This is a genomic window from Selenomonas ruminantium subsp. lactilytica TAM6421 (assembly GCF_000284095.1).
GTDB classification, from domain to species: Bacteria; Bacillota; Negativicutes; order Selenomonadales; family Selenomonadaceae; genus Selenomonas_A; species Selenomonas_A lactilytica.
On sequence record NC_017078.1, the window covers coordinates 23,302 to 45,660 of the forward strand.

The window sequence follows — 22,359 nt, forward strand, 5'->3', positions numbered from 1 at the left end:
ATTGAATCACGAACTTTTGGCTGGTATATTGCTATAATCATAACAAGTTCGAAGAAATGATACGCATTTGGAGGTATGATTATGGCAAAATACATCGTAGTTGGCGGCGTGGCCGGCGGCGCCACAGCAGCTGCCCGTCTGCGGCGGCTGGACGAAGCGGCAGAAATCATTCTGGTGGAGCGCGGCGGCGATATTTCCTTTGCCAATTGCGGCCTGCCCTATTATGTGGGAGGCGTTATTCCACGGCAGGAAGATTTGCTGGTGATGACGCCGGCCAAATTCCGCGGGCTTTTTAACGTGGATGTGCGGGTGCAGAGCGAAGTCGTAAAGGTGGATACGGCAGCCCGTCAGGTAACCATTCGCCACGGCGAGGAAGAATATCCGGAAAGCTATGATGCATTGCTGCTGTCCCCTGGTGCCCAGCCCCTGCGGCCACCGATTCCGGGCATTGACCATGAACGCATTGTAACCCTGCGCAATGTACCGGATGCTGCGGTCTTGAAGAAGCTGGTCGGGGATTATCCCCAGGGGCGTGCCGTGGTGGTCGGCGGCGGTTTCATCGGCGTGGAAGCGGCGGAGAATCTGCAGGCTCAGGGCCTGTCCGTGACATTGGTGGAAGCAGCACCCCATATTCTGGCTCCCTTTGATACGGATATGTCAGCCCTGGCAGAAGCTGAACTGCGCCAGAACGGCGTGAAGCTGCTGTTGGAGCAGGGCGTACAGGAATTCCTTCATCATGAGGATGGCACCATTGGCGTTAAAATTCCTCAGGAAGTGCTGACGGCTGATTTTGTGGTGCTGGCCATCGGCGTGCGCCCGGATACGGCATTCCTGCAGGATAGCGGCATCGAGCTGGGGGAAAGGGGGCATATTTTAGTTGATGAATATATGCAGACCAGCGCCCCGGCAGTCTTTGCCGTAGGTGATGCGGTAATGACCTTTGACGGCCTGACGGGGAAGAAGGCGGCGCTGCCTTTGGCTGGTCCCGCCAATCGTCAGGGGCGGCTGGCCGCTGACAATATTGCCGGCAAAAAACGCAAGTATGCCGGCGTGGTCGGCAGTTCAGTGCTCAAGGTCTTTTCTTTGACTGCTGCCGCTACCGGCAAAAACGAGCGGGCCTTGCAGCAGGCGGGGCTGGTTTATGGCAAGGACTATCGTTATACCATCACTTATCCCAATGACCATGCGTCTTATTATCCCCAGGCGGAGCCCTTCGCCCTTAAAGTGCTGTTCAGCCTGCAGGATGGCAAGGTCCTTGGTGCCCAGGCAATTGGTAAAAAGGGCGTGGATAAGCGGATTGATGTATTGGCTGCTGTTTTGCGTTTAGGCGGCACGGTGTATGATTTGGAAGATTTGGAGCTTGCCTATGCGCCGCCCTTCTCTTCAGCCAAAGACCCAGTGAATATGGCCGGATACTATGGCGATAACATCCTGCAGGGCCTGACCAATCCCCTGCTGCCGGGGGAACTGGCGGCCGAACAGGAACGGGGGGCCTTGATCATCGATGTGCGTCCGCCGGAAATGTTTGCGGCAGGCCATGTAGAGGGAGCAATCAATATCCCGGCGGCAAAAATGCGGGAACAACTGGATAAGCTGGATAAAAAACGGCCCCTGGTGGTCATCTGCAAAATTGGCATGAACGGATATTTCATGGAACGCATGCTGAAGCAGTCAGGCTTTGAGGTTCGCAATATGATGGGTGGTTTCACCTATCTGCAGGGAACTTTGCCGAAATAAAGACAAGACCTTCAGGGTGTTCATATTGCCCTGAAGGTCTTCTTTTGGAAACAGTCGGAGAAGGAGTGCTTTTCGTGCAGGAAGAATGTTTGATTTGTAAGGAAAAACTGGAATATCTTGCTGAAGATGTCATGATGGAATGTGCAATTTGCCATAAGCAGGAGAACAGCAAGACCAGATGTATAAATGGCCACTATGTGTGCAATGAGTGTCATACCCAGGGTATCGATGAGATTATCGGCCTGTGTCTGGAGGAATCCTCGAAGAATCCCCTCCTTATCATCCAAAAGATGATGGATTTGCCCTTCTGTCATATGCACGGCCCGGAACATCATGTTATGGTGGGCGCCGCCTTGTTGACGGCTTATCGGAATGCCGGGGGCGATATTGATTTAGCGGCGGCCCTCATAGAAATGATGAAGCGGGGCAAAAGTGTGCCAGGGGGAGCTTGTGGCTTTTGGGGAGCCTGCGGTGCGGGAATCAGCTCCGGCATGTTCGTTTCCATTATTTCCGGTTCCACCCCTTTGCAGGAACAGCCCTTTGCCTTGTCCCATAAGATGACGGCAAAATCCTTGGGAAGAATCGGAGATATTGGTGGCCCGCGCTGCTGCAAGCGGGATTCCTTCCTGTCCATACTTTCGGCTATAGAATTCGTAAAGGAAAACTTTGGTGTGGAGATGGAAGGCGAGAAAGTCGTATGCAGCTATGTCGGGCAGAATAATCAATGCATTGGAAAACGCTGTCCGTTTTCGCCGTTCAACATAAAATATTAGATTATTCCAATCAGATACTGCACCAGCAGGGACATGCAGACAGGTACGATCATCAAGGCACGGGTCAGCTTTACGATGGTGGCCAGGCCTCCGGCTTCTTCGATGTAAGAATAACCGGCTGCTACCACAGAAGAGGTATCGTTTATCGCGGTACCGGCCCACATGCCAAAGCCCAGGTCGGACATATTCATCAGATGCCCGTGCCGGCGCCGATAAGGGTAGTGGTATTGCGGTCAAGATGCAGCAGTCTGCCTACCCCCCAGGCTGTCATAAAAGCTGTCAGCAGAGTGAAGATCATGACGGAGAAGGACTGGCTGCCGATGTCCAGCACACGGAAGAGATTCATCTCAAAACCCAACAGGATGATGGCATATTGCAGGAGCTCCTCCCCGGCCGCGGTCAGAAACAGCTTCTTGCCCAGCCGTTCAAAGAGCCTCGTCCCATAATGCTCCTCCAGCTCCCGGATGGCCTGACTCACCGAGGGCTGAGAAATATGCAGTTTTTCGGCGGCACGTGTCATGCCATCCTCATCGCAGACACATAAGAAAATCTGGAAATGGCGCAGGGTCATCGGGATACAGGGGGCAACAGTGGTGAGGAAACCACGGTGGTCACGCAGGTTATGTCGGATGGCTCTGTACTTACTACGGTTTACGAAGGCAAGTGCATTGTGTCCCAGAATAAGACCCATGCAGCCAATCCGGAAAAAATTCCCACGATACTCAGTAACCAGGTGGAAAAATCTGGTAAGGCAGTAGAGGGAAACGAAGAGAGTCTTGCCTGTGCGGAAACGGCATCTTTGATGTTGAATATGCTGAAATCATAGGTACCTTGCATCAATAGGGGATACAGTCCGGCACTGGGGTTGATTTGCCCACGATAGCGTGGTAACATAGAAGCATAAGAAATAAACAGGTGCCTGTTGCCACCGGGTAGCAGGAAAGACGCCATATCTTTATCGTTAGGTCAAAAGAAGATAAAGATATGGCGTTATTTATATGAGGAAGAGCAGATGATGTTCAGGAATATGAGACGCTTCAAGCAGCAGATTACCGAAGAGGAATGCCGTGAGGTATTGAAAGATGCCAAGAGAGGTGTACTCTCCCTGCTGGGGGAGGATGGCTATCCCTATGGCCTGCCCATAAACCATTGGTACTGCGAGGAAGATGGCAAGTTGTATTTCCATGGAGCCAAGGCAGGACACAAAATCGAAGCCATCAAAAAATGCGATAAGGCCAGCTTCTGTGCTTATGACGAAGGTTATCGCAAAGACGGGGAATGGGCTCTCAATATCAAGAGTGTTATCGCCTTCGGCAAAATCCGCCTGGTGGAGGACGAAGAAGTGGCCCGCAGGATATGTACGCATCTCGTAGGCAAATTCACCGACGATCAGGAATATCTGGAGAAGGAATTAAAAAATGCCCTGCCGCGGGTGCAATGCCTGGAGATGAGCCTTGAGCATATGACGGGCAAGCTGGTAAATGAGTCATAAGGAAGATAAAGCAGAATAGAAGTAAAGTAAATGATTACCATAGCGGAATTAAAGACAGGTGTTATTTTCGGGGATAATGATACTGATGAATATGTTTATATGCCTGCCAGTGAAATCGGTGTGGAAAATCCCTTGTGTGTTTACGAAAACAACGGGACGCGCTGATGTAGATTTGCCAGAGGCTCTGCGGCTCATCAGGGTGCGGGCCTTGCGGCAGGTAAAGCACCCTGTTTGGGGAAGAAGTTCCTGCTGAAGAGGTGGCACAACAGGAGGGCTGTATGGATTGGCTGAATGCATATAGGAACCCCTGGTGGTTTTCAGTTGAAAAATCGAAAGAAAAAGTTTAAAATAATTCGGGATGAATTTCATCCCGAATTATTTTTGACAGATTTAGCTTGAGGTGAATGATTTATTGAAAAATATAAGAATTTTTTGGGGGAATCCCCCAGTCCCGGTAGTGAAATTGTGGAAAAACGCATTTGCACAGTCAACAGAGGGGATTTTTCTGCTCTATCTGATAACTTCTGTAATTGTCGAATCCGTCAGGAATAACAGCCTGACCTATTCGTGGATTGAAATCCTGCTTATGGCGGTGACCATGGGAACCATTCGCCGGTACTATATTCGGCATAAGCGCATCTATCTCATGGTGTTTGAAAACGTTTGGCATCGCCTGAACCGCTACATGGCTACACCCTCTGAGGCCGTGGATAAGAAGATACAGGCACTTACCAATCAGGCCTTGGAGGCTAGAAGAAACGGCCATCTGCCAGGATTTGCGGCATATCTGTCCAGTGTGGATTATACTCGTTTGGAGAGTATGTCTCAGAAGATTGTCGAGACGGCAAGAAGCAAGGGGCGTTACTGGGACACCTTTATATTGATTTGCATCGTGTCATATGCAATCGTAACGATTGGAACGATGATCAAGGATTTTCTTTGATCCCTGCCAGAAATGCTGGAATGACGAAAGCCCTCAGCTGACGCAGAGGGCTTATTCGTGATGATGATATAGTAGTGGTCTTAACCGCTGGGAGGCGTAAGACTGCGAAAACACCAATGAGCTTTTGCAAAGCTATCCGGGGTGCAACGGCATCAAAACAGGCTATACACGGGCTGCACAGTGGTGTCTGGCAGCATCAGCCCAAAGGGATGACAGGGAATATATCGTAGTCATCATGCATGCGCAAAGCGATGAAGATCGTTACCACGATGCGGCTGCACTGCTGGATTATGCTTTTAGCAAAGATTTGCAAGAATGAAGGTTTACCAATCCGGGATGAACGCTGTTAGGCGTCCTGCCAGACTTGCTCCGCGATATGACGGAGCAGGCGGATTTTCGCCCATTGCTGTTCTTCTGTAAGAAGATTGCCCTCTTCTGTGGAGGAGAAGCCGCATTGAGGACTCAGGCAAAGCTTATCTAACGCAACGTATTTGACTGCTTCCTGAATGCGGGCAATGATATCCGCTTCTTTTTCCAGCTCGGGATATTTGGAAGTAATCAATCCCAGGACAACCTGCTGGTCCTTGATGAAACGCAATGGTTCAAAGCCGCCGGAACGCTCGGAATCGTATTCCAAAAAGAACCCATCCACCATGCAGCTGCCAAACAGGATTTCCGCCACCGGCTCATATCCGCCGGAAGAAAACCAGGTTGAACGGAAATTGCCACGGCAGATATGCATGGTGATTTTCATGTCCTGAGGTTTAGCTTCCAATGCGAGGTTGATCATCTTTACGTATGCTTCTGCAATCTGATCGAGGTCAAAGCCGCGTTCTTTATAGATTTTGCGCTTTTCGGTATCGCAGAACTCGCCCCAGGAGGTATCGTCGAATTGCAGGTAGCGGCAGCCTGCATCATAGAGGGCTTTGATGACTTTCTGATAGGCTGAGGCGATATCGTGATACAGTGCAGCTTCCTCTGTGTATTGTGGAATAGGGGTATAGTCCGTTGCCCGCACGCAGCAAATCAAATGGAGCATCGCCGGCGAGGGGAGCGTGAACTTCACCAGCGTGTCGCCGACAGCTTCCTTCAGGAAGTGGAAATGCTCAAGGAAGGGATTTGTATGCGGATCAAAATCTATCGTATCCACGATTTGGATTGTTGCCGCTTTGGGCTGTTTTCCCTTAAACTTGACAGACCATTGTTCTGCCGGCACTTCTTCGATGCCTTTCAGGCTGGCCAAAAAGTCAAGATGCCAGTAACGACGGCGAAATTCGCCATCGGTCACAGCCTTTAACCCCAGTTCTTTTTCTTTTTCAATCAGCGAACGGATGGATTCATCCTCCGCTGCCTTCAGTTCAGAAGCTGAGATTTCGCCGGCGGCAAAGGCTGCCCGTTTTTGCTTCAACTGTTCCGGCCGCAGGAAACTGCCAACGATATCATAACGAAATGGTGCTTGTGCTTTACTCATAAATAAACACTCCTGTTCTGTTCAATCAATATAAACGAAATTCATTTCTTTGTTGAACAGAGTATAGCACAGACCGCGTGGTTATCGTTAATACAGAAAAACTCTCACGGGTTATAGCTTTTGGCTATAACCGGCGATATAATCCTTCAGCAGTTCAAGATATCGTTTGCTCATTGCCGATAAAGGCAGGCCTTTGGGATAGATGAAACCAAGTTCCATATATTCCTGGCTGGCCAGTGGAACCGCGACGATTTCGGTGCCGTTGAGGTCGCTGGACAGGATGCCGGAGGAAATCGTGTACCCATCTAAGCCAATCAATAGATTGAAGAGCGTGGCCCGGTCTGTTACCACAATGCTCTTGGGAACCTGTTCGGTGCTGTGCAGCTCCTCGGAAAAATAAAAGGAGTTCTTTGTCCCCTGTTCGTAAGTAAGACGCGGATAGGGCAGCAAATCCGCCAATGTTACGGACTCTTTCTGGGCAAGGGGATTTTTCCGGCTTACAAAAACGTGCGGCGAGGCCTTGAACAGCGTACCAAAAGCCAATTCCGCTCCCTGCAGGATATGATTCATGATTTCCCTGTTGAACTTACTCAAGTATAGAATGCCCAGCTCACTGCGCCGCGTTCGTACCTCTTCGATGATGTCTGCCGTTTGCGACTCGCGCAGGGAGAATTCGTATTCATCTTTGGCATATTCCTGGACCAAAGCCACAAAAGCATTGACCACAAAGGCATAATGCTGGGAGGATATGGCAAAGACACGCTTGATGGGATGGTCTATCTTGTATTGATGCTCAAGCAGGTCTGCTTGTTCCACTACCTGCCGGGCATAGGAGAGAAAACGGCTGCCGCTGTCTGTCAGCACGACACCGCGGTTTGACCGTTCAAAAATACTGATCTGCATCTCTTTTTCCAGTTCCGCTATCGCTTTAGAAAGACTGGGCTGTGAAATGAAGAGTTGTTGTGCGGCCAGGTTCATAGAACCAGCCTGCACGACTTTGATAACATATCGTAACTGTTGAAGTGTCATATCATTCCCTGATCTTTTCTGCCTTGAATACCTTGATGACATACCATAGTTCTGCGGCAATCCGCTAGGGCAATCCTGATTCTGAGACATTTTCCTCTTTGCATATTCAATCGTTCCCTTCTAAACTAAAAAGCAGTTGCATCCCTGACTATTGTACAAGTTGAAATGAATTCTGACAACTTTGGCGGCTGCAGCGAGTGATATCTGCCGTATGTAAAGAATATCGGCCAACAACAAAACTACCAGCTCAATTCGTTCTGGGGGATTTGATTTATATTTCCATGCCAGTTTGGGCCGGGGGATGAAGAAGACGGCTGGCAGGGCTGTGAAGACATAACGCAGGGCCGCCAGTAGCATGGGCGAGATATTGTCCACGCCGACCTTTATGACCGTAAAATTAGCCCCCCATACGGTTATGACCAACAGGGCAAGAAAAATATCACGGATATTCATGATGGATTGTGGTTCTCCTTTTTACGATAGTCGCAGCGTTCGCATTGTTTCAGCATTTTATCATTGTTTTCCAAATAAAAGGGATTGTTGACGTGTGATATGTAAAGGTGTAAAATTCTTACTTAAAATATTGGGCAAGGAGGGATGAACATGGATCAATATGTAACCGGCAGTATCATCAAAAAGCTTCGGGAAAGAAGCAACATGACGCATTGACAGTTAGCGGAACAGCTTGATGTAAGCGATAAGACGATATCGAAATGGGAGACAGGTGCAGTGCGAATATATGAAGAGCCGGATAAAAAGAAACATATAGACCTGCTGCTGTTGGCAGATGAGCAGGAAAGCATGATCGAAAAGTATTTGGCTGAGGGCACGATGTATGTGTTGGAAGATGATGGTATAAAGGCTGAATGCGTGGTCACGGATGAAGGAAACGGCGTGCTGGAAGTAAAGAATCTCGCAGTTTTGCCCCAGGCACAGAGAAAAGGCTATGGCAAAAAGCTCATCGAATATCTGGCGGAACATTATGCAGCGGATTTTGCTTTCATTCAGGTCGGCACGGGGGACAGCCCTCTTACCATTCCTTTTTATGAACATTGTGGCTTTGTCCGTTATGGCGTGAGAAGGAATTTTTTCCTGGATAATTATGACCATGCTATCTTTGAGGGAGGCAGACAGCTTATCGATATGGTTGTCTTGCGCAGGAAGATTGGATGCCAGTAGCGTGGTAACCCGCCTATTTTTCAACCACCGCCTGATCGATTTCCTGCCCGTCTGGCAGGAAGCATTTGATGAGCAGGCGGTTTTCATTTGCCTCTAGTGTCAGGTAATTGTCGGTTTCCGGCTGGGGGGCCACCTTTTCGTCCAAAGCATGGTCAATCCAGAGGCCGGGGTAGCGGACATTGCCGGCCACGCCGGTGAGGATATAAAGGGGGCCGCTGCTATCCCGCTGGAAGTTGCGGATATGTCCCCGGTTGCGGTAGGTGTGCAAATGGGCGGTAAAGACCACATCAATGCCCAGCTCGTCAAAGAGGGGCATAAAGGCCTCGCCCAAACCGGAAATACCCTCTTTGCGCTCGGGCCGCTTGGTAATGCGGTATTGCAGCACGTCCTTATGGATGAGCACAATCTGCCAACGTTTCTTGCTCGCTGCCGCGCTTTTTTGCAGCCATTTTTTCTGTTCTTCCAGCAGGCCGGGCTTGAAGTCTTCTGTCTCATCCCACTGGCTGTTGAGCACCATGAAATGCACGTTGCCATAGTCGAAGTCATAATAATAGCGGGCAAAATCCTTGCTGCCGTTGTCCGGCACGGCAAAGTAATGGAGATAGGCTTCGGGCAGGCGCACCTTCCAGTTCAGGTCATAGGTCTCATGGTTGCCCATCAGGGGAGCAAAGGGGATGCGGTCAATGATTCCGTCTACGCCATTGAACCAAGCTTGCCATTGGGTGTGGTCTTCGCCATTGTCCACGATATCGCCCATATTGATAAAGAACTCCGCATCGGGATTAAGTTTTGCCGCTGTTTGGGCCAGATTTTCCCAGTCACTGTAATCGCTGGACTGGGAGTCGGGGAATAGCAGGCACTTGAAGGCCCTGGTTCCGGCAGTTTTGAGGCTGTGCCAGTCGCTGGCATGGCCTTCCGATACCAGCCGGTACTCGTAGTCCGTTTCCGGGGTGAGGTTATCCAGCCGGGCCAGATACTGCAGGTTCTCCACGCCATCATCGGTGAAAAAGTCTTCCTGTGCATCAATCGTCAGCGAATCATGCTGCCCACTGAGCCGGTACTCCACCTGCGGCTGGGAAAGCCTACTGGCCGCCTGCCACATCAGCACCCGGCTGGTGGCGGCATCCGTTGTTATCATCTGCCGCAGGAATCTGGCCTGCAGATCTTCCGTCAAAGACCGTACGCCCGTGACGGCCTGTCGGTAGAGGGAGCCTTTTGTAAAATAAGCACCTCCGGCCAGCAACAGAGCCCCGGCGGCAATCCCTTTTAGAAACCTGCGGCGTGAGAGCAGGTTTTTGTTCTTTGGTTCGTTTTTCATGCGTTCATCCTCAAATATAAATGATTCATCAACTATACTTTACTACTTGGAGCCAGCTTCAAGTCAAGGAAAATATTCGGAGGATTGTTGGCGGAAATTCTCCAAAAGGCGCAATAAAAGGAAAACTGGTGTCAGCTTGCGGCTGGCACCAGTTTTCTGCACTTGGGGTTAATAGGGAAGATGGGGATTATGATTTTAGTTTTTCCGAGCATTTGAGAATCTCATCATAATGGGAAATCTTGTAGTCCAACCGCTTCAGGGTGGACTGCAAGTTTTCCAACTGTTCCTGCAGGCGGGCACGCTGCTCCACGAGAATATCCTTGCGGGCTGCCTCGGTGCCTTCCTGGAAGAATAAGGCAACGTAATCGATGAGGGCTTCTACCTGAACCCCGGCGCCGCGCATGCACTTGATAAATTCCACCCAGCCGCAGGAGGCCTCGTCAAAATCCCGGATGCCGTTTTCCTTGCGGGGCACATGGGGGATAAGGCCAATGCGCTCGTAGTAGCGGATGGTGTCCGCAGAAAGATCGTATTTTTCGCTGACTTCCTTGATGGTCATGCATATCACCTCGTTGTCCTAACATTATCTTATGGCATCAGTTTAACACTTGGAGTCCACTCCAAGTCAAGAAGAAAATTTTTTGTCAGGACAGGAAAAAGTTAAAACGTCAAGAGGAAGTTTTATCTATGGCAAAACGGGAACACTGGCGTTATAATGAACATCAAGGATAATGCATATAAGATCATAGCCTGCCCGGTCATGCACACGGAGACAAGGGAATTTTACTGCGTGTATCAGGCCTTGTACGGCAGTTATGGCATATATTGCCGTCCCTTGGATATGTTTATGAGCGAGGTAGACCATGAGAAATATCCGCAGGTGCAGCAGGAATATCGGTTTGAGAGAAAGCAGGTATGAATGGAGTGGGAACATAAATCCCATTAGAGATTGTCAGGAATAAAATAGGTAAAATAATAGAGCCGCCTGAAATCTCAAGCGGCCCTGATTCTTACTTACTGACCTTTTCCCAGTAGTTGATGCGAAGAACGTCGCCCTTCTGCATATCCCTGGTCAAGAGCCAGTCATTGAGCTCCCTGATACCCTCACGGAATTCGTTAATATCACGTTTTCCATAGGTATTCTTCTGTAAATAGGTTTCAGCAACACTCTGAAGAGTGTCACCTTCTTGAACTTCGTAGGAAACATGGACTACCGTCCAAGAGCGATGATCCACTTCGGCGGCCTCGCTAACGCTCCCTACACAGACAAACAAAGCCGCCATCAATACGATAACCACTTTCCTCATCTTCTTACCCTCCTGGGCTAACCCAATAATAAAATATGTATGATTACTATGAGATAGAATATTCTATCTAAGAATATCATATCTTTGTTAGTTTTCAATGTCAATAGTTGTTTAAAAAATATTTTTCATACAGCAATAGCCTTAACATAGACATTGAACTTAGCATAAAAAGGCAGGGTCGGATGTTAATTATTAACATCCTGGGCTGGGGGTGAAAACGTAGGGGGATGCTGTATAGTGTCAGCGATGGCGTGATGCGGATGTAGTGGAATATTCAGCTGCCAGTAAGAAGGAGATTGGTCGTTGACACGGAATTGTTAAAAGGGATAAGAAAATAGAGGCAGCAGCGCTAATGAGGGGGGCAACTTAATGCTTCAGGTCTATACAGGAAATGGCAAAGGAAAGACTACAGCGGCTATTGGACTGGCTATTAGGGCATTAGGGGCTGGCAAGAAAGTCTATGTCATGCAGTTCATGAAAAGCCTTTGCTATAGTGAGCAGAAGGTACTGCAGGGATTTGCGCCTGTGCTTACATTAAGAACCAGTGGTAAGCCGTTTTTCATTGCAGAAGAAGGAACCTTAAGCAAAGAGTTACAGGATAAATATGGGGATACTGTCGTGATATTTCCTAAGGGAAAGCCTCCACAGGACTATATTGAACTTATAAATACAGGTTTTGCTGAAGTGAGAAGAGCAGTCAGCCCTATATTGGAACATGCAATGAAATCAGCGAAGCTCCGGAAATTAAAGTGGAGGTCAACATCCGGAAGGAGGCGCTTCAGGAGACATTAAACGCAATCCGTGAGGTTCATCCTTACGAAGAGCCTGTAATCAATGTAATCCCGCTGTATACGTAGAGCCCATTACAGATAAGGTGGTGGAAAATCCATGAGGCTTTTTATCAGCATTCAATTTACGGAACCAGTGATAAATGCTTTGGAGGCTTTTCAGTCGCGACTAAAAGATTCTGGTGTGGAAGGATATTTTGCTGTCCGGGAAAATCTGCATTTAACGCTGGCTTTTATCGGAGATTACGGGGCACCAGATGAAGTCATGGATGTTATAGAGACCGTTCCGTTTGAGCCTATGACCATGAAACTCAACGGTATGGGGAGTTTCGGCGATGTATATTGGGCTGGAATAGAACAGAACACCAGCCTAGATAATTATGTCAGGAGGCTGCGCAGGGCTCTGGCTGAGCATAAAATTCCCTATGATCGCAAGCGGTTCTTCCCGCATATTACGGTAGTTCGCAAGGCAATCTATCGTGGCAAGACTGTTTTGCCTCAGGTCGAGCCGCCGCAGGGCAAGATGGTTATAGAACACATTTCCCTAATGAGATCAGAACGTGGCAAGCATGGCATGATTTATACGGAGATTGGAATCTAGTGGTCAAGCATTTTTGTAACACTTGTGTCTTAATAATTGCTGATTCCTGTCCTGGCGAGTCCATTGTGCTATTGAACATCGCTGCCAGCGATAGCCTTGCTTTCAAGCCCAGCGTGAAATACTGATGGCGAAAAAAGAGCCAGCCATAAAGACTCATAGTGTCAGCTTTTTCCCTGCTCAACACTTTGGATTTCTTCCTTAGATGCGCATTTTAGTGCATAGGTATCAAATGCTGGAGAATCAGGAATCCGTATTTCTAAGCTGGTAATTTTGCAAAATGAAGCATTTCCCCTGGTCATGCTGATATCAAATACATGCCCGCCTTTTCTTTTATCCTCTGAGAGAAAATGCATATGCCATCCCGCTGCATTAATTCCATCCATATAGTCAGGGTAATATACGCATACCAGTGAGCCTTTTATATTTTCAAAAATAAACGCTTTCTGGGTGATACTTAATGCGTCTTTCAGTGTCACATGATGAGCTTTCGTTCCTGATTCTGACCGTGCATCTACCCTTGAGAATTCTCCGTTGATTCGAACTGCATACATGGAATTAAGACCAAATTCTTCCTCGATACGAAGCGTCAGCCATTCCTTTATCTGTTCGATAGTATCCATCTTCTCGAATGTCTCTGTTCTATGTGATTGGAAACAGCAAATGGAAGCAAATGGCACGCCTCTTTCATTCTCAGCAGGAACCACTTCTCCGTTATTTTTGGCGCGATAGCATTTTCCGTCGAGAACAATCATTTCTCCATCCACATCTTCAAAAGTTCCAAGACCAAGATTCCCGTGCTGAAGCAGTTCTCCTACTGTTATCACGGATTTTGAAAATCCCAATGCTAAAGCCTGCAGTGTAGATACCTGATAATATTTCACGAAGTTTTGCTCCATCATAGCATTCTCCTATTTCTAACTGATCGCGTTGCCTTGAAAATTATATGCCTAAAGTCCGGTAAAAGCTTTCATCGATAACACGGCGATATTCTTTTAACACGGGGCTATAGCCCTTGGTGTCATTGAAGAATCGCATTTTATAAGCGGACACAAAAGCAACTTCAGCAGCATGAGGAACGAATGGGTTACCTTCAGCATGACTGTAATCGTGATGGATGTTCCAATCCATCCAGCCATTTTGGCGAAGACATGCCACAGATTTCCGTTCCCAATTATAGCGGAAGTAAGCAGTGAAGTTACCAATGACTTTATATGGACCGCCTACATAGGTTTCATGCTTGCTCCAGTACTCATCGGAAAACTGAATCCGAATGATATTTATGGCGATTTGATAGTTGGGGGGATTGTAGTTTTGAACAACAACAGATGACCTGTCAGCATAAGTGCCAACGCCCATACCACCGTCGACACATACATAATTGCCATTGTCGAGTGTATCAGGATATAAACTACTGGCACTGGCTAACATACAGGGGAGCAGCAGAAGCATGGTAAAGAGCCATGCTTTTAGCATTTTTCGCATAGGTATTCTCCTTTCGTGTGTATAGATGACTTTGAATCGGGATATAAATTCTAGGCTGATAATAAAATGTCCTGCAAATAATGTAAAGGAGGCTTCGAAAACGAAGCGTAAATTTTGGAATGGCATGGGTTAAAGGCGCGTGCTTTTTCCTTTTGCCGTTTAGAAATTTTTTTCGTAAGGGGTATTGACTTGAAGTTCACTCAAGGGTATAGACTTACAGGCATCAGTTGAATGAAAGATGTTTGTAAAGGAGTAAATTCATGTATTTAGAGAAAGTCAATAGTCCTCAGGATATTAAAGGTTTTTCTGCAGAGCAGCGCAAGGCACTGGCACAGGAAATGCGGGATGCCATGCTGAAACGAGCCAGCATCCACGGTGGCCACTTCGGCCCGGATTTTGGGATTGTGGAGGCGGTCATTGCCCTGCATACGGTGTTTGACTCGCCAAAGGATAAATTTGTCTTTGACATTTCCCATCAGGCCTATCCCCATAAGATGCTGACGGGACGCAGGGATGCTTACCTTTACGAAGAGCATTATGATGATGTGTCGGGCTACACCAACCCGGAGGAAAGCGAGCATGATATGTTCAATGTTGGCCACACATCCACTTCCATCAGTTTGGCCACTGGTCTGGCCAAGGCCCGCGACCTCAAGGGGGACAAGGAGAATATCGTTGCCATTATCGGCGATGGTTCCATGAGTGGCGGCGAGGCTTTGGAAGGGCTGGATACGGCCGGGGAAATGAAGTCCAATCTGATCATTGTGTTCAACGATAATGACCAGAGCATTGCTGAGGTTCATGGCGGCATGTATAAGGGCTTCAAAGAGCTGCGTGATACCAACGGTAAGTCAGAGCGTAATCTGTTCAAGGCAATGGGGCTTGATTACCGGTTCGTCGCTGACGGCAATGATACAGAAACACTGATATCTGCTTTTGAAGAGGTTAAGGATATTGACCATCCGGTGGTAGTGCATATCGTCACTCAAAAGGGAAAAGGCTATAAGTTTGCCGAAGAGAACAAAGAAGACTGGCATTGGCATATGCCCTTTGATATTGAAACGGGCGAGGTCAAGCAGGCGCTGGTTGATCCCTACGCAGAGCAGACCGCCGAAACTTTCCTGCGGCTGGCCAAGGAAGATAAGAAATTCATTGCCATCTCTGCAGCTACTCCAGCCAGCATGGGGCTTACGCAAGCTCGTCGTGAGGAACTTGGAGAACACTACATTGACGTTGGCATTGCTGAGGAGCAGGCTGTGGCCATGGCTTCCGGGTTGGCGCGCAATGGCGCTCATCCCGTATTTGGCGATTATGCTTCCTTCTTCCAGCGCACTTATGACCAGCTGGCGCAGGATGTCTGTGTCAACAACAGCCCCGCAACCTTCCTGGTGTTCTGGGCCTCCATGTACGGCATGAACGATGTGACGCACCTGGGTTTCTATGATATTCCCATGATGAGCAATATCCCGAACCTCGTGTATCTGGCACCGACTTCCCCGGAAGAATATCAAGCCATGCTGGACTGGGCCATTCCGCAGGATAAATATCCCGTGGCTATCCGCGTCCCCCATGCCATGGTGGGCAGCTCCAAGCGTCCGGTGCGCAAGTCTTATGACGAACTCAATCGGTACGAAGTGGTGAAGGAAGGCAGCCATGTAGCCCTGATCGGCTTGGGCAATTTCTATAATCTGGCGGAAGAAGCAGCGACCAAACTCAAAGAACAGGGCATCGTGAAGTGGGGTATGTAGTATTGTACCCTTTCACGATGCCCTTTTCTTGTTCCCCGCTTACGGACTTGAGGCAGGAATCCGGAAAGTGTTGGCGAATATCCACTATAACGGGAGCAAGTATTCATATAGACAAGGATGTTTCCTGGATGGCGAAGCTCAGCTCCAGAAGGGGGCCCATGATAAAGATCTCTTTGCATCTGTTCACCTTAAACGGGTGTGGTGAGAAGGATTTCTACCGTCAGGAGAGGAAGGAGCACAAGGATGAGAAAATCCCAAAAACTGGCAATATTGGCAGCCTTGACAGCAGGGTTAAACTTTTGCGGCCACGTTGAAGCCTATGATTCCGATAGCGTAGATTTTGGCGGCAGGCAATTTATTGACTTTGCCTTTTTAAATACAGGGGAAAAGATTTCAAATATAACCGATGATTCAGGCTCGGGGTACGCACTGCCGCTGAGTCTCAGGGACGCGATAAAATCTGCCACCACCTACTGGTCAGAAATGCTGGGGCCAAGGTCGGGATTCACTTCTCCCTGGCAGATTATAGTTGTCACGCAGGACAACTACCAAAATGCCAATGCTATCACAGCTTCAATTAAAGACGGAACTATGGTTAATGATAACTATGTTGCCCAAATGTTGCAGGGAAAAATGAATCTTGATTATCTGGATATTGAAAAATTGAAAACGGATACTACTGATAAGGTGGGCACATATGCTTTTTCAAGCATCAGCATAGGACAGCATTTTGGTGCCAATCGTGACGGCGCTCCTGAGGGGTGGTGGGTGGATTCGGACACGGTGCTTCCCATCAATGAACAAGCCGCTGATTTTGTCGGCTGCTTCCGTCATGAACTGGTACATGCCCTGGGGGTGAGTGCCAGCACAGAGTATTGTGACTGGAACGGAAAGGCAGTAAAGGAGAAAGTTACCTATGTCGATGGTGTCAGTACGCTGGCCTTGGCCAGATTTACAAATACCGAAGACGAGGACTTTTGGAATCTCCATCTGGTGGACCAGAACGGAAATCATGGCAAGCCAGGTATGATGATCGTGACTACTGAAGGTTTTAACCTTTTAAAGGCAAAGAATCCAGACCTTAAGGAATCGGATTGCTTTATTGTAGATCTGGGAAATTTTGCCTATTTTGTAGGGGACAATGTAACGGATGCCCTGGCAGGGGCAACCTTCAACGGCGTTTCCGGCATACCTACCAACGCTTTTGAAATGAAAAGGGATGGCAGCGCCTATAAGCAAGATTTTGAAGGCTCCCACTTCCAGACAGCTGGTGTGCAAAGCCATCGTTTTTATACCAACTATACCACCTTCATGGAGGTGGAGTTGGCGGCCCTGCAGGATTTGGGCTATGATTTCGACAGAAAGGCGTATTTCGGACGTTCTGTTTATGGCAACGGTTTGACCATCGACAATACCCAGGGATATTCTGCGAGAAATTCTGACGGCACGGCTTATCTTGAAAATACTTACAGTCAGGTTCCTCTGGGAATTGGTCTCCACGTTTACGGAGCGAATAACAATATTACCCAGTCCGCAGATATTTTGACACAAGGCGTTGGCGCAACAGGCATCCGGGTAGATGGCGAAGGCAATACGATAAATGTTCCCGCATCAATTGAAATCCATGGGGACGGTTATAGGGGGAAGGGAATCTTATTTGCCTATGGCCGCCAGCAAAATCTCAATTTGGCGGGAAATGTGACGGCCAATGGGACAGGCGGCAATGCGGTGGAATTCAACTTTGGCTCAAGCTCCAATGGAGCCCTTGATGAATACCGTGGCTCCTACATTCGCTACAGTCGTGGAGTCAGTGCCTACACCGGCGAAATCACCAAGGCGGAAAATAAAGTCCTGAACGATATGAACAGCAACACTTACAATGCCTCAGCCGATGAATTGAAGGGGGAATTGATTACAGACTTCAATTTGTCCGGCAAAATTTCCGGCAGTGAAAATGCAATCTATATTGGCAGAAATGCCTTTGTCAAAAATATCAACGTGAATAAAGGGGCAGAAATAAGCGGCGCTATCACTTCTGATTGGAAGCATTTTTCTGAAGAACAGGGAATTTTCGATACGGAAAAAAACACCACCTATCAGGAACAAAATAGGGACACTAATGAAGTGGAGACAAAGAACGGAATCATCAAGCCCTTGCTGATTCAATATAACGGAGGCGAGTACGCTTATGCCGACTATATCCCCGACTTGGTGACTAACTTGAACTTTGATATGCAGGATGGGGCCATGCTCTATCAAGGAAATGTCAGTGGCTCCGACAATATGAAGATGAACGTGAAGAGTGGCAATCTGGTATATATGGGAACGGCAGATGTTGTTCATTTAAATGTTTCAAAGGGAGCCGGGCTTTTCGGTGGAACCTATACCGTAAATGATATGACCTCACGCATGGCAGAGGGCTTTTCAGATGAGACCACAGGCAAGTTCATTAACCACGGCACCATTGGCGCTTACTCTGCCGATACCAGCATGTCCATTACGGGAAATCTCGTTTCCGATGGTACTTTGAGCGCTTACGGCGGCGGTTCTCAGGGGAATATCTCCGTCAGTGGTACAGCGAATCTGGAGGGCTCCACGATTTCTGCTACAAATGCCCTGCCTGATGAAAACTTGAACGTGCTGAAGGCCGGAACGCTAATAGGTAATTTGGCGAATCCTGACGGAAAGCCCTGTGCTGTAACGGGGATGCTCTCGACCACGGGTTTCATAGAAGGAAACACGTTGAAGGTTCGAACACATTCCGCCAACAATCTCGGAGAAATGACAGCAGAGCAGGCCGATGCCTATGATGCCATGGACGCCATGCAGAAGAGCCTCGTGGGGGATACCCGGCGAAATGAGATGCGTAACCTCTACAGTCTTAGCCCATCAGCTGCGAAACATGCTCTCACGGGAATTGGTTCATCGGCAGCGCCGCAGATGGCTTCCCTTGTCCAGCAGAGCACCGTTGCCGGCCGTGTGATTTCTGACCGCCTGAGCACGGCATTTTCCACCCGGCCAGCGGAGGTGACCGTTCCGGTGAGTCATTTCGCGGATGATGGAGATGAGAAGGGTATCAAGATGAGCACGGATCTCCCCATGGCACAGGATAATAATGCCTGGGTGAAGTTCACCAAGAATTGGGGCAATCTCAGGGGCGGTACAAACTATCATGGCAGCGCCATATCGGGAGGATATGACCGTCTGCTCAACGACAACTGGAGGGGCGGCGTCTTCGTGAGCTACCAGTCAACGGGCTTTGGAGCAGACTCCGGCAAAGGAAGCATCTACGATACGCGGTTTGGCGTTTATGCTGGTTATCATAAGAATGCTGCTGATGCCTATCTCTATGCGGACTACGGCTGGATTCGGAACAAGCTGCATCGCAGTATTGGGACGCTCGGTCTTAGCACAGAGGCGCAGTACGATTCCCAGCTGGCAGAAATCGGAGGAGAGTATAAGTATGACCTCCACGCAAATGACGGCAGGACTTGGCATGTCAGCCCCTACACCAACCTCCAGCTTTCCTGGCTGAATCAGAAGGCCTACGCGGAAAATGGCGCGGGCATCTTCAACCAGCATGTTTCAGGGCAGCACAACACCTATTTTGCGGGACAGCTGGGTGTGGAACTGAAACGTTATCTGAAGTGTGGCAGCTATGGCATGCGCCTGGGGGTGAAGCATGCCTTTGCCGGGGCAGATCCAGAACTTTCCTTTAGCTATGAGGGCAATGACAGCCGGTTCTATACCCTTCGAAACAATCAGGACAGAACCCACTTCATGCTCGCGCTATCCGGAGAGACTGAATTTGCCAAGGGCTGGTTCCTGGATGGCGAAGCCCAGCTCCAGAAGGGTGCCCATGATAAAGACATCTTTGCATCTGTTCAGCTTAAAAGGGTGTGGTGACTCAGTTCATCAAGTACATATGAATTGCCTTGCTTAAATAGGCATAAGGGATTAAATATAATGATTTTTGACCAGTCAAATGACTGGTCAAATTTTTTACAAAATATATTGACATAGTGTCATTATAACCCTATAATACAAAGTGTCAATAAAAGTTACATTGTGTCATTTTACTGCGACGGAGGAATATATATGCCAAAGATATCGGAAGAAGAGATGCTGGCACGGCGGGAAAGTATTGTCGATGCCTGTGCCAAACTGTATGAGACGATGAGTTTCAAGGACATCACCCTGAAGGAAGTTGGGAAGGTCACGACCTTCAACCGCACTGCCATCTACAACTATTTCAACACCAAGGAGGAAATCTTCCTGGCGCTGATGCAGCGGGAGTATGAATTATGGGTGGCAGACTTAGAGGGCATGATGGCAGCGCATGCTGCTATGAGTCGGGAAGAACTGGCCTCTGCGCTGGCACATTCATTGGAGAAACGGCAGCGTCTGCTGAAACTTCTGTCCATGAATCACTTTGATATGGAGGAGAACAGCCGTCATGAGAATCTGGTAGAATTCAAGAAAGCTTATGGTGCTTCCATCAAGGCGGTGCATCGTTGTCTGGATAAGTATTGTCCGGAGATGAGCGAGGAGGAAAAGACAAGCTTCCTTTATGCCTATTTTCCCTTTATGTACGGCATCTACCCCTATGTGATGGTTACCGACAAGCAGCGGCAGGCCATGGAGGAGGCCGATGTAGGTTTTCGTTACTATTCGATTTACGAAATCACCTACAACTGCCTGCGCAAGCTGCTAGGCGTCGAGAAGAGCGTGTAAGATGGACCAAATCCGTTGAATGTGTAAGGAGGAGCGAAAATGAAAGTTTTGGTAATGCATGGCAGCAAGCGCAAGAATGGCAATACGGGGCTGCTGGCTGGTGAGTTTATCCGTGGTGCCGAGGAGGCTGGCCATCAGGTAGAGCGGGTGGAACTGGGCGATATGAAGTTCGGTGACTGTCTGGGCTGTATGGCTTGCTGGAAGAATCCGGGTAAGTGTGTGCAGAAGGATGATATGACAGCGGTACTGGAAAAATTTGGGCAGGCGGATGCAATCGTGTTTGCTTCTCCCATGTATTTCTTTTCCTGGACCAGCCTGATGAAGCGTGGCATCGACAGACTGTATCCTTATATGACCATTGCCAAGGATAAGACCTTTTACCTTATCGTGGCAGGGGGCGTGCCGGAAGAAAAGCTTTTTGACAATATGCTGCAGGATTTCCAGAAATATGTGGAATGTTTCAATATGCATGGCGGCGTGAATAACCGCAATGGCGGTCATATCCTGGGCAAGGGCACACTGGCTCCGGGAAATGTAAAGGAAAGTTCTGCCATGCAGGAAGCCTATGAGATGGGGAAGAATCTCGGCAAAAACTAAAGGCTGAAGCCGGTTTTTCATGTTTTAGGAGCTATAGGATAATGAAAAGACGCGATTTCTTGAAAGTAAGCGCCTTGGGCGCATTGGCACTCTTGGGCACAGGTGGCGGTCTGCTCGAAACGGCTGCTGCCTCGCCGCAGGAGGTAAGGCTTCCACGTGGGCGCAAGATTGATATGCATGCTCATGCCATGCTGCCAAGTTATATAGAAGGGTTGCAGGAGCTGGGCATAGATGCGGCAGCGGAGGAAGGCTATCCCTTACCCAAGTGGTCGGAGGAAGCGCATCTGGCCTTCATGTCAGAGGCGGGAATTGACTATACGGTGCTGTCGCAAGCCACGCCGCATATTTACAATGGGGACGAAAAACTGTCCTGCAAGGTGGCACGGCGGATAAATGTGGAAACAGCGGCATTATGTCAAAATTATCCGGACAAATTCGGTTTTGTGGCGGCTCTGCCCTTCCCAGCCATTGATGGTTCCATCGAGGAAATAGCTTACGCTATGGATGAATTAGGAGCCATCGGCGTGAAGGTGCCCAGCAATGCCCAGGGAATCTATCTGGGGGATGAACGCTGGGAGAAAATCTTTGCCGAGCTTGACCGCCGCAAGGCGCTGGTCATCGTCCATCCCAGTCCCGCCCCGCAGCTACCAAGGCAGGGGACGGTAACGGGCAGGGTTATGGCGCTCTACGAGTATCCGGCAGATACCACCAGAGCGATGCTGAATCTGCTCGCCAGCGGCATGCTGGAACGCTATCCCCGGATAAAACTGGTAGTGCCCCATTGCGGCTCCTTCCTGCCCTATATGAAGCAGCGGGCAAAAGCCATGTTTGCCATGCTTGCCGGGATGAATATGATGGAGCCGGTGGATATGGAAAAAAGCATGGGCAATCTCTATTTTGACCTGGCCGGAGATCCCATGCCCGATGCGCTGGACATGCTATTGAAGATTACGGATCAGGAGCATATCCTGTATGGCAGTGATTATCCCTATGTACCAGCACCGGTGCTGCTCCAGAAGAAAGCGGCTTTGGACAGGGAACTTGCCCAGCGTGAATGGCTGGAACAGATATATTGTCAAAATTCGCAAAAGTTGATTTCTTAATAGCGAAAATTTTTTTACTTTTAATATTGACATAGTGTCATTTAGAGAATATAATAC

The 22,359-nt window shown here is 48.7% G+C and carries 21 protein-coding genes and 5 pseudogenes; 17 read left to right on the forward strand and 9 right to left on the reverse strand.

The features are described 5' to 3' along the window. Nucleotides 1-81 precede the first annotated feature (81 nt). The gene (locus tag SELR_RS15775; protein ID WP_014431040.1) at nt 82-1,737 is read left to right on the forward strand and encodes an FAD-dependent oxidoreductase; all 1,656 of its coding nucleotides are present in this window, start codon (nt 82-84) and stop codon (nt 1,735-1,737) included. A gap of 74 nt (nt 1,738-1,811) precedes the next feature. Next, nucleotides 1,812-2,510, forward strand: a complete 699-nt coding sequence (locus tag SELR_RS15780; protein WP_014431041.1) for a DUF5714 domain-containing protein — start codon at nt 1,812-1,814, stop codon at nt 2,508-2,510. A 32-nt stretch (nt 2,511-2,542) separates the two neighbouring features. Here the strand turns inward: SELR_RS15780 and SELR_RS18040 are convergent. Continuing rightward, nucleotides 2,543-3,081, reverse strand: a pseudogene (locus SELR_RS18040) (putative sulfate exporter family transporter); the annotation flags it as partial. On the opposite strand from SELR_RS18040, the gene SELR_RS19315 reads away from it, so the two are divergent. The 5 genes and pseudogenes from SELR_RS19315 to SELR_RS15810 form a co-directional block, all read left to right on the forward strand. After that, the gene (locus SELR_RS19315) at nt 3,067-3,336 is read left to right on the forward strand and encodes a hypothetical protein (protein ID WP_014431044.1); all 270 of its coding nucleotides are present in this window, start codon (nt 3,067-3,069) and stop codon (nt 3,334-3,336) included. The pseudogene SELR_RS18040 and the gene SELR_RS19315 sit on opposite strands and share 15 nt — an antisense overlap. A 189-nt stretch (nt 3,337-3,525) precedes the next feature. After that, nucleotides 3,526-4,002 carry a pyridoxamine 5'-phosphate oxidase family protein gene (locus tag SELR_RS15795; RefSeq protein ID WP_014431045.1) on the forward strand — a complete coding sequence of 159 codons (477 nt, stop codon included), beginning with the start codon at nt 3,526-3,528 and terminating at the stop codon, nt 4,000-4,002. Nucleotides 4,003-4,032: 30 nt separating this feature from the next. Beyond that, nucleotides 4,033-4,255, forward strand: a pseudogene (locus tag SELR_RS15800) (hypothetical protein). A 204-nt stretch (nt 4,256-4,459) separates the two neighbouring features. Further along, the gene (locus SELR_RS15805; RefSeq protein WP_419789607.1) at nt 4,460-4,945 is read left to right on the forward strand and encodes a hypothetical protein; all 486 of its coding nucleotides are present in this window, start codon (nt 4,460-4,462) and stop codon (nt 4,943-4,945) included. A gap of 118 nt (nt 4,946-5,063) precedes the next feature. Then, a pseudogene (locus SELR_RS15810) lies at nt 5,064-5,264 on the forward strand (D-alanyl-D-alanine carboxypeptidase family protein); the annotation flags it as partial. Between the two features lie 27 nt (nt 5,265-5,291). Here SELR_RS15810 and SELR_RS15815 read toward each other — a convergent pair. The 3 genes from SELR_RS15815 to SELR_RS15825 form a co-directional block, all read right to left on the reverse strand. Then, on the reverse strand, nt 5,292-6,416 hold the full coding sequence (locus SELR_RS15815) for a 5-methyltetrahydropteroyltriglutamate--homocysteine S-methyltransferase (RefSeq protein WP_014431049.1): 1,125 nt from the start codon (nt 6,414-6,416) through the stop codon (nt 5,292-5,294). 111 nt (nt 6,417-6,527) lie between these two features. Continuing rightward, nucleotides 6,528-7,445 carry a LysR family transcriptional regulator gene (locus SELR_RS15820; RefSeq protein ID WP_041914927.1) on the reverse strand — a complete coding sequence of 306 codons (918 nt, stop codon included), beginning with the start codon at nt 7,443-7,445 and terminating at the stop codon, nt 6,528-6,530. Between the two features lie 120 nt (nt 7,446-7,565). Next, the gene (locus tag SELR_RS15825; protein WP_014431051.1) at nt 7,566-7,898 is read right to left on the reverse strand and encodes an EamA family transporter; all 333 of its coding nucleotides are present in this window, start codon (nt 7,896-7,898) and stop codon (nt 7,566-7,568) included. Nucleotides 7,899-8,174: 276 nt separating this feature from the next. Between SELR_RS15825 and SELR_RS15830 the strand changes: the two genes are divergently transcribed. Then, on the forward strand, nt 8,175-8,624 hold the full coding sequence (locus SELR_RS15830) for a GNAT family N-acetyltransferase (RefSeq protein ID WP_014431052.1): 450 nt from the start codon (nt 8,175-8,177) through the stop codon (nt 8,622-8,624). A gap of 13 nt (nt 8,625-8,637) precedes the next feature. On the opposite strand, the gene SELR_RS15835 is transcribed toward SELR_RS15830, so the two are convergent. Beyond that, nucleotides 8,638-9,942, reverse strand: a complete 1,305-nt coding sequence (locus tag SELR_RS15835; RefSeq protein ID WP_014431053.1) for a purple acid phosphatase family protein — start codon at nt 9,940-9,942, stop codon at nt 8,638-8,640. Nucleotides 9,943-10,129: 187 nt separating this feature from the next. Then, nucleotides 10,130-10,501, reverse strand: coding sequence for a MerR family transcriptional regulator (locus SELR_RS15840; protein ID WP_014431054.1), 372 nt, complete (start codon nt 10,499-10,501; stop codon nt 10,130-10,132). A gap of 156 nt (nt 10,502-10,657) precedes the next feature. Here SELR_RS15840 and SELR_RS15845 point away from each other — a divergent pair, with 156 nt between their 5' ends. Continuing rightward, nucleotides 10,658-10,861: a DUF1653 domain-containing protein gene (locus tag SELR_RS15845; RefSeq protein ID WP_014431055.1), complete on the forward strand. Its 204-nt coding sequence runs from the start codon at nt 10,658-10,660 to the stop codon at nt 10,859-10,861. 91 nt (nt 10,862-10,952) lie between these two features. Here the strand turns inward: SELR_RS15845 and SELR_RS15850 are convergent, their stop codons facing one another. Then, nucleotides 10,953-11,249 carry a LysM peptidoglycan-binding domain-containing protein gene (locus SELR_RS15850; protein ID WP_014431056.1) on the reverse strand — a complete coding sequence of 99 codons (297 nt, stop codon included), beginning with the start codon at nt 11,247-11,249 and terminating at the stop codon, nt 10,953-10,955. 369 nt (nt 11,250-11,618) lie between these two features. Here SELR_RS15850 and SELR_RS15855 point away from each other — a divergent pair. The 3 genes and pseudogenes from SELR_RS15855 to thpR all read left to right on the forward strand — a co-directional run. Next, nucleotides 11,619-11,951, forward strand: a pseudogene (locus SELR_RS15855) (cob(I)yrinic acid a,c-diamide adenosyltransferase); the annotation flags it as partial. Continuing rightward, nucleotides 11,939-12,106 (forward strand): annotated as a pseudogene (cutA, locus tag SELR_RS19320) (divalent cation tolerance protein CutA); the annotation flags it as partial. The pseudogenes SELR_RS15855 and cutA, both read left to right, overlap by 13 nt. Nucleotides 12,107-12,137: 31 nt before the next feature. After that, nucleotides 12,138-12,638, forward strand: coding sequence for an RNA 2',3'-cyclic phosphodiesterase (gene thpR / locus SELR_RS15860; RefSeq protein ID WP_014431059.1), 501 nt, complete (start codon nt 12,138-12,140; stop codon nt 12,636-12,638). Nucleotides 12,639-12,799: 161 nt separating this feature from the next. Here the strand turns inward: thpR and budA are convergent, their stop codons facing one another. Beyond that, entirely contained in the window at nt 12,800-13,537 is a 738-nt protein-coding gene (gene budA, locus SELR_RS15865) for an acetolactate decarboxylase (protein WP_014431060.1), read from the reverse strand. 40 nt (nt 13,538-13,577) lie between these two features. Then, the gene (locus SELR_RS18045; protein ID WP_014431061.1) at nt 13,578-14,120 is read right to left on the reverse strand and encodes a hypothetical protein; all 543 of its coding nucleotides are present in this window, start codon (nt 14,118-14,120) and stop codon (nt 13,578-13,580) included. Between the two features lie 260 nt (nt 14,121-14,380). Between SELR_RS18045 and SELR_RS15875 the strand changes: the two genes are divergently transcribed. The 5 genes from SELR_RS15875 to SELR_RS15895 all read left to right on the forward strand — a co-directional run bounded on the left by SELR_RS15875 (nt 14,381) and on the right by SELR_RS15895 (nt 22,302). Beyond that, the gene (locus SELR_RS15875; protein WP_014431062.1) at nt 14,381-15,868 is read left to right on the forward strand and encodes a 1-deoxy-D-xylulose-5-phosphate synthase; all 1,488 of its coding nucleotides are present in this window, start codon (nt 14,381-14,383) and stop codon (nt 15,866-15,868) included. Between the two features lie 243 nt (nt 15,869-16,111). Beyond that, a complete protein-coding gene (locus SELR_RS15880) occupies nt 16,112-19,774 on the forward strand; it encodes an autotransporter outer membrane beta-barrel domain-containing protein (RefSeq protein ID WP_014431063.1) in 3,663 nt (1,220 codons plus the stop codon). A gap of 192 nt (nt 19,775-19,966) precedes the next feature. Beyond that, the gene (locus SELR_RS15885) at nt 19,967-20,602 is read left to right on the forward strand and encodes a TetR/AcrR family transcriptional regulator (RefSeq protein WP_014431064.1); all 636 of its coding nucleotides are present in this window, start codon (nt 19,967-19,969) and stop codon (nt 20,600-20,602) included. 39 nt (nt 20,603-20,641) lie between these two features. Next, nucleotides 20,642-21,199 (forward strand): flavodoxin family protein, encoded by a 558-nt coding sequence (locus SELR_RS15890; RefSeq protein ID WP_014431065.1) that lies wholly within the window; start codon nt 20,642-20,644, stop codon nt 21,197-21,199. A 41-nt stretch (nt 21,200-21,240) separates the two neighbouring features. After that, complete coding sequence (locus tag SELR_RS15895; protein ID WP_014431066.1) at nt 21,241-22,302, forward strand: amidohydrolase family protein; 1,062 nt, start codon at nt 21,241-21,243, stop codon at nt 22,300-22,302. The last annotated feature ends 57 nt before the right edge of the window (nt 22,303-22,359 follow it).

What these genes read in the sequence shown, in the direction of transcription:
- SELR_RS15775 (WP_014431040.1), top strand. Translation starts at nt 82, where the DNA reads ATGGCAAAATACATCGTAGTTGGCGGCGTGGCCGGCGGCGCCACAGCA.
- SELR_RS19315 (WP_014431044.1), top strand. Translation starts at nt 3,067, where the DNA reads ATGGCGCAGGGTCATCGGGATACAGGGGGCAACAGTGGTGAGGAAACC.
- SELR_RS15795 (WP_014431045.1), top strand. Translation starts at nt 3,526, where the DNA reads ATGTTCAGGAATATGAGACGCTTCAAGCAGCAGATTACCGAAGAGGAA.
- SELR_RS15815 (WP_014431049.1), bottom strand. Translation starts at nt 6,416, where the DNA reads ATGAGTAAAGCACAAGCACCATTTCGTTATGATATCGTTGGCAGTTTC.
- SELR_RS15820 (WP_041914927.1), bottom strand. Translation starts at nt 7,445, where the DNA reads ATGACACTTCAACAGTTACGATATGTTATCAAAGTCGTGCAGGCTGGT.
- SELR_RS15825 (WP_014431051.1), bottom strand. Translation starts at nt 7,898, where the DNA reads ATGAATATCCGTGATATTTTTCTTGCCCTGTTGGTCATAACCGTATGG.
- SELR_RS15835 (WP_014431053.1), bottom strand. Translation starts at nt 9,942, where the DNA reads ATGAAAAACGAACCAAAGAACAAAAACCTGCTCTCACGCCGCAGGTTT.
- SELR_RS15840 (WP_014431054.1), bottom strand. Translation starts at nt 10,501, where the DNA reads ATGACCATCAAGGAAGTCAGCGAAAAATACGATCTTTCTGCGGACACC.
- SELR_RS15845 (WP_014431055.1), top strand. Translation starts at nt 10,658, where the DNA reads ATGAACATCAAGGATAATGCATATAAGATCATAGCCTGCCCGGTCATG.
- SELR_RS15850 (WP_014431056.1), bottom strand. Translation starts at nt 11,249, where the DNA reads ATGAGGAAAGTGGTTATCGTATTGATGGCGGCTTTGTTTGTCTGTGTA.
- thpR (WP_014431059.1), top strand. Translation starts at nt 12,138, where the DNA reads ATGAGGCTTTTTATCAGCATTCAATTTACGGAACCAGTGATAAATGCT.
- budA (WP_014431060.1), bottom strand. Translation starts at nt 13,537, where the DNA reads ATGATGGAGCAAAACTTCGTGAAATATTATCAGGTATCTACACTGCAG.
- SELR_RS18045 (WP_014431061.1), bottom strand. Translation starts at nt 14,120, where the DNA reads ATGCGAAAAATGCTAAAAGCATGGCTCTTTACCATGCTTCTGCTGCTC.
- SELR_RS15875 (WP_014431062.1), top strand. Translation starts at nt 14,381, where the DNA reads ATGTATTTAGAGAAAGTCAATAGTCCTCAGGATATTAAAGGTTTTTCT.
- SELR_RS15880 (WP_014431063.1), top strand. Translation starts at nt 16,112, where the DNA reads ATGAGAAAATCCCAAAAACTGGCAATATTGGCAGCCTTGACAGCAGGG.
- SELR_RS15885 (WP_014431064.1), top strand. Translation starts at nt 19,967, where the DNA reads ATGCCAAAGATATCGGAAGAAGAGATGCTGGCACGGCGGGAAAGTATT.
- SELR_RS15890 (WP_014431065.1), top strand. Translation starts at nt 20,642, where the DNA reads ATGAAAGTTTTGGTAATGCATGGCAGCAAGCGCAAGAATGGCAATACG.
- SELR_RS15895 (WP_014431066.1), top strand. Translation starts at nt 21,241, where the DNA reads ATGAAAAGACGCGATTTCTTGAAAGTAAGCGCCTTGGGCGCATTGGCA.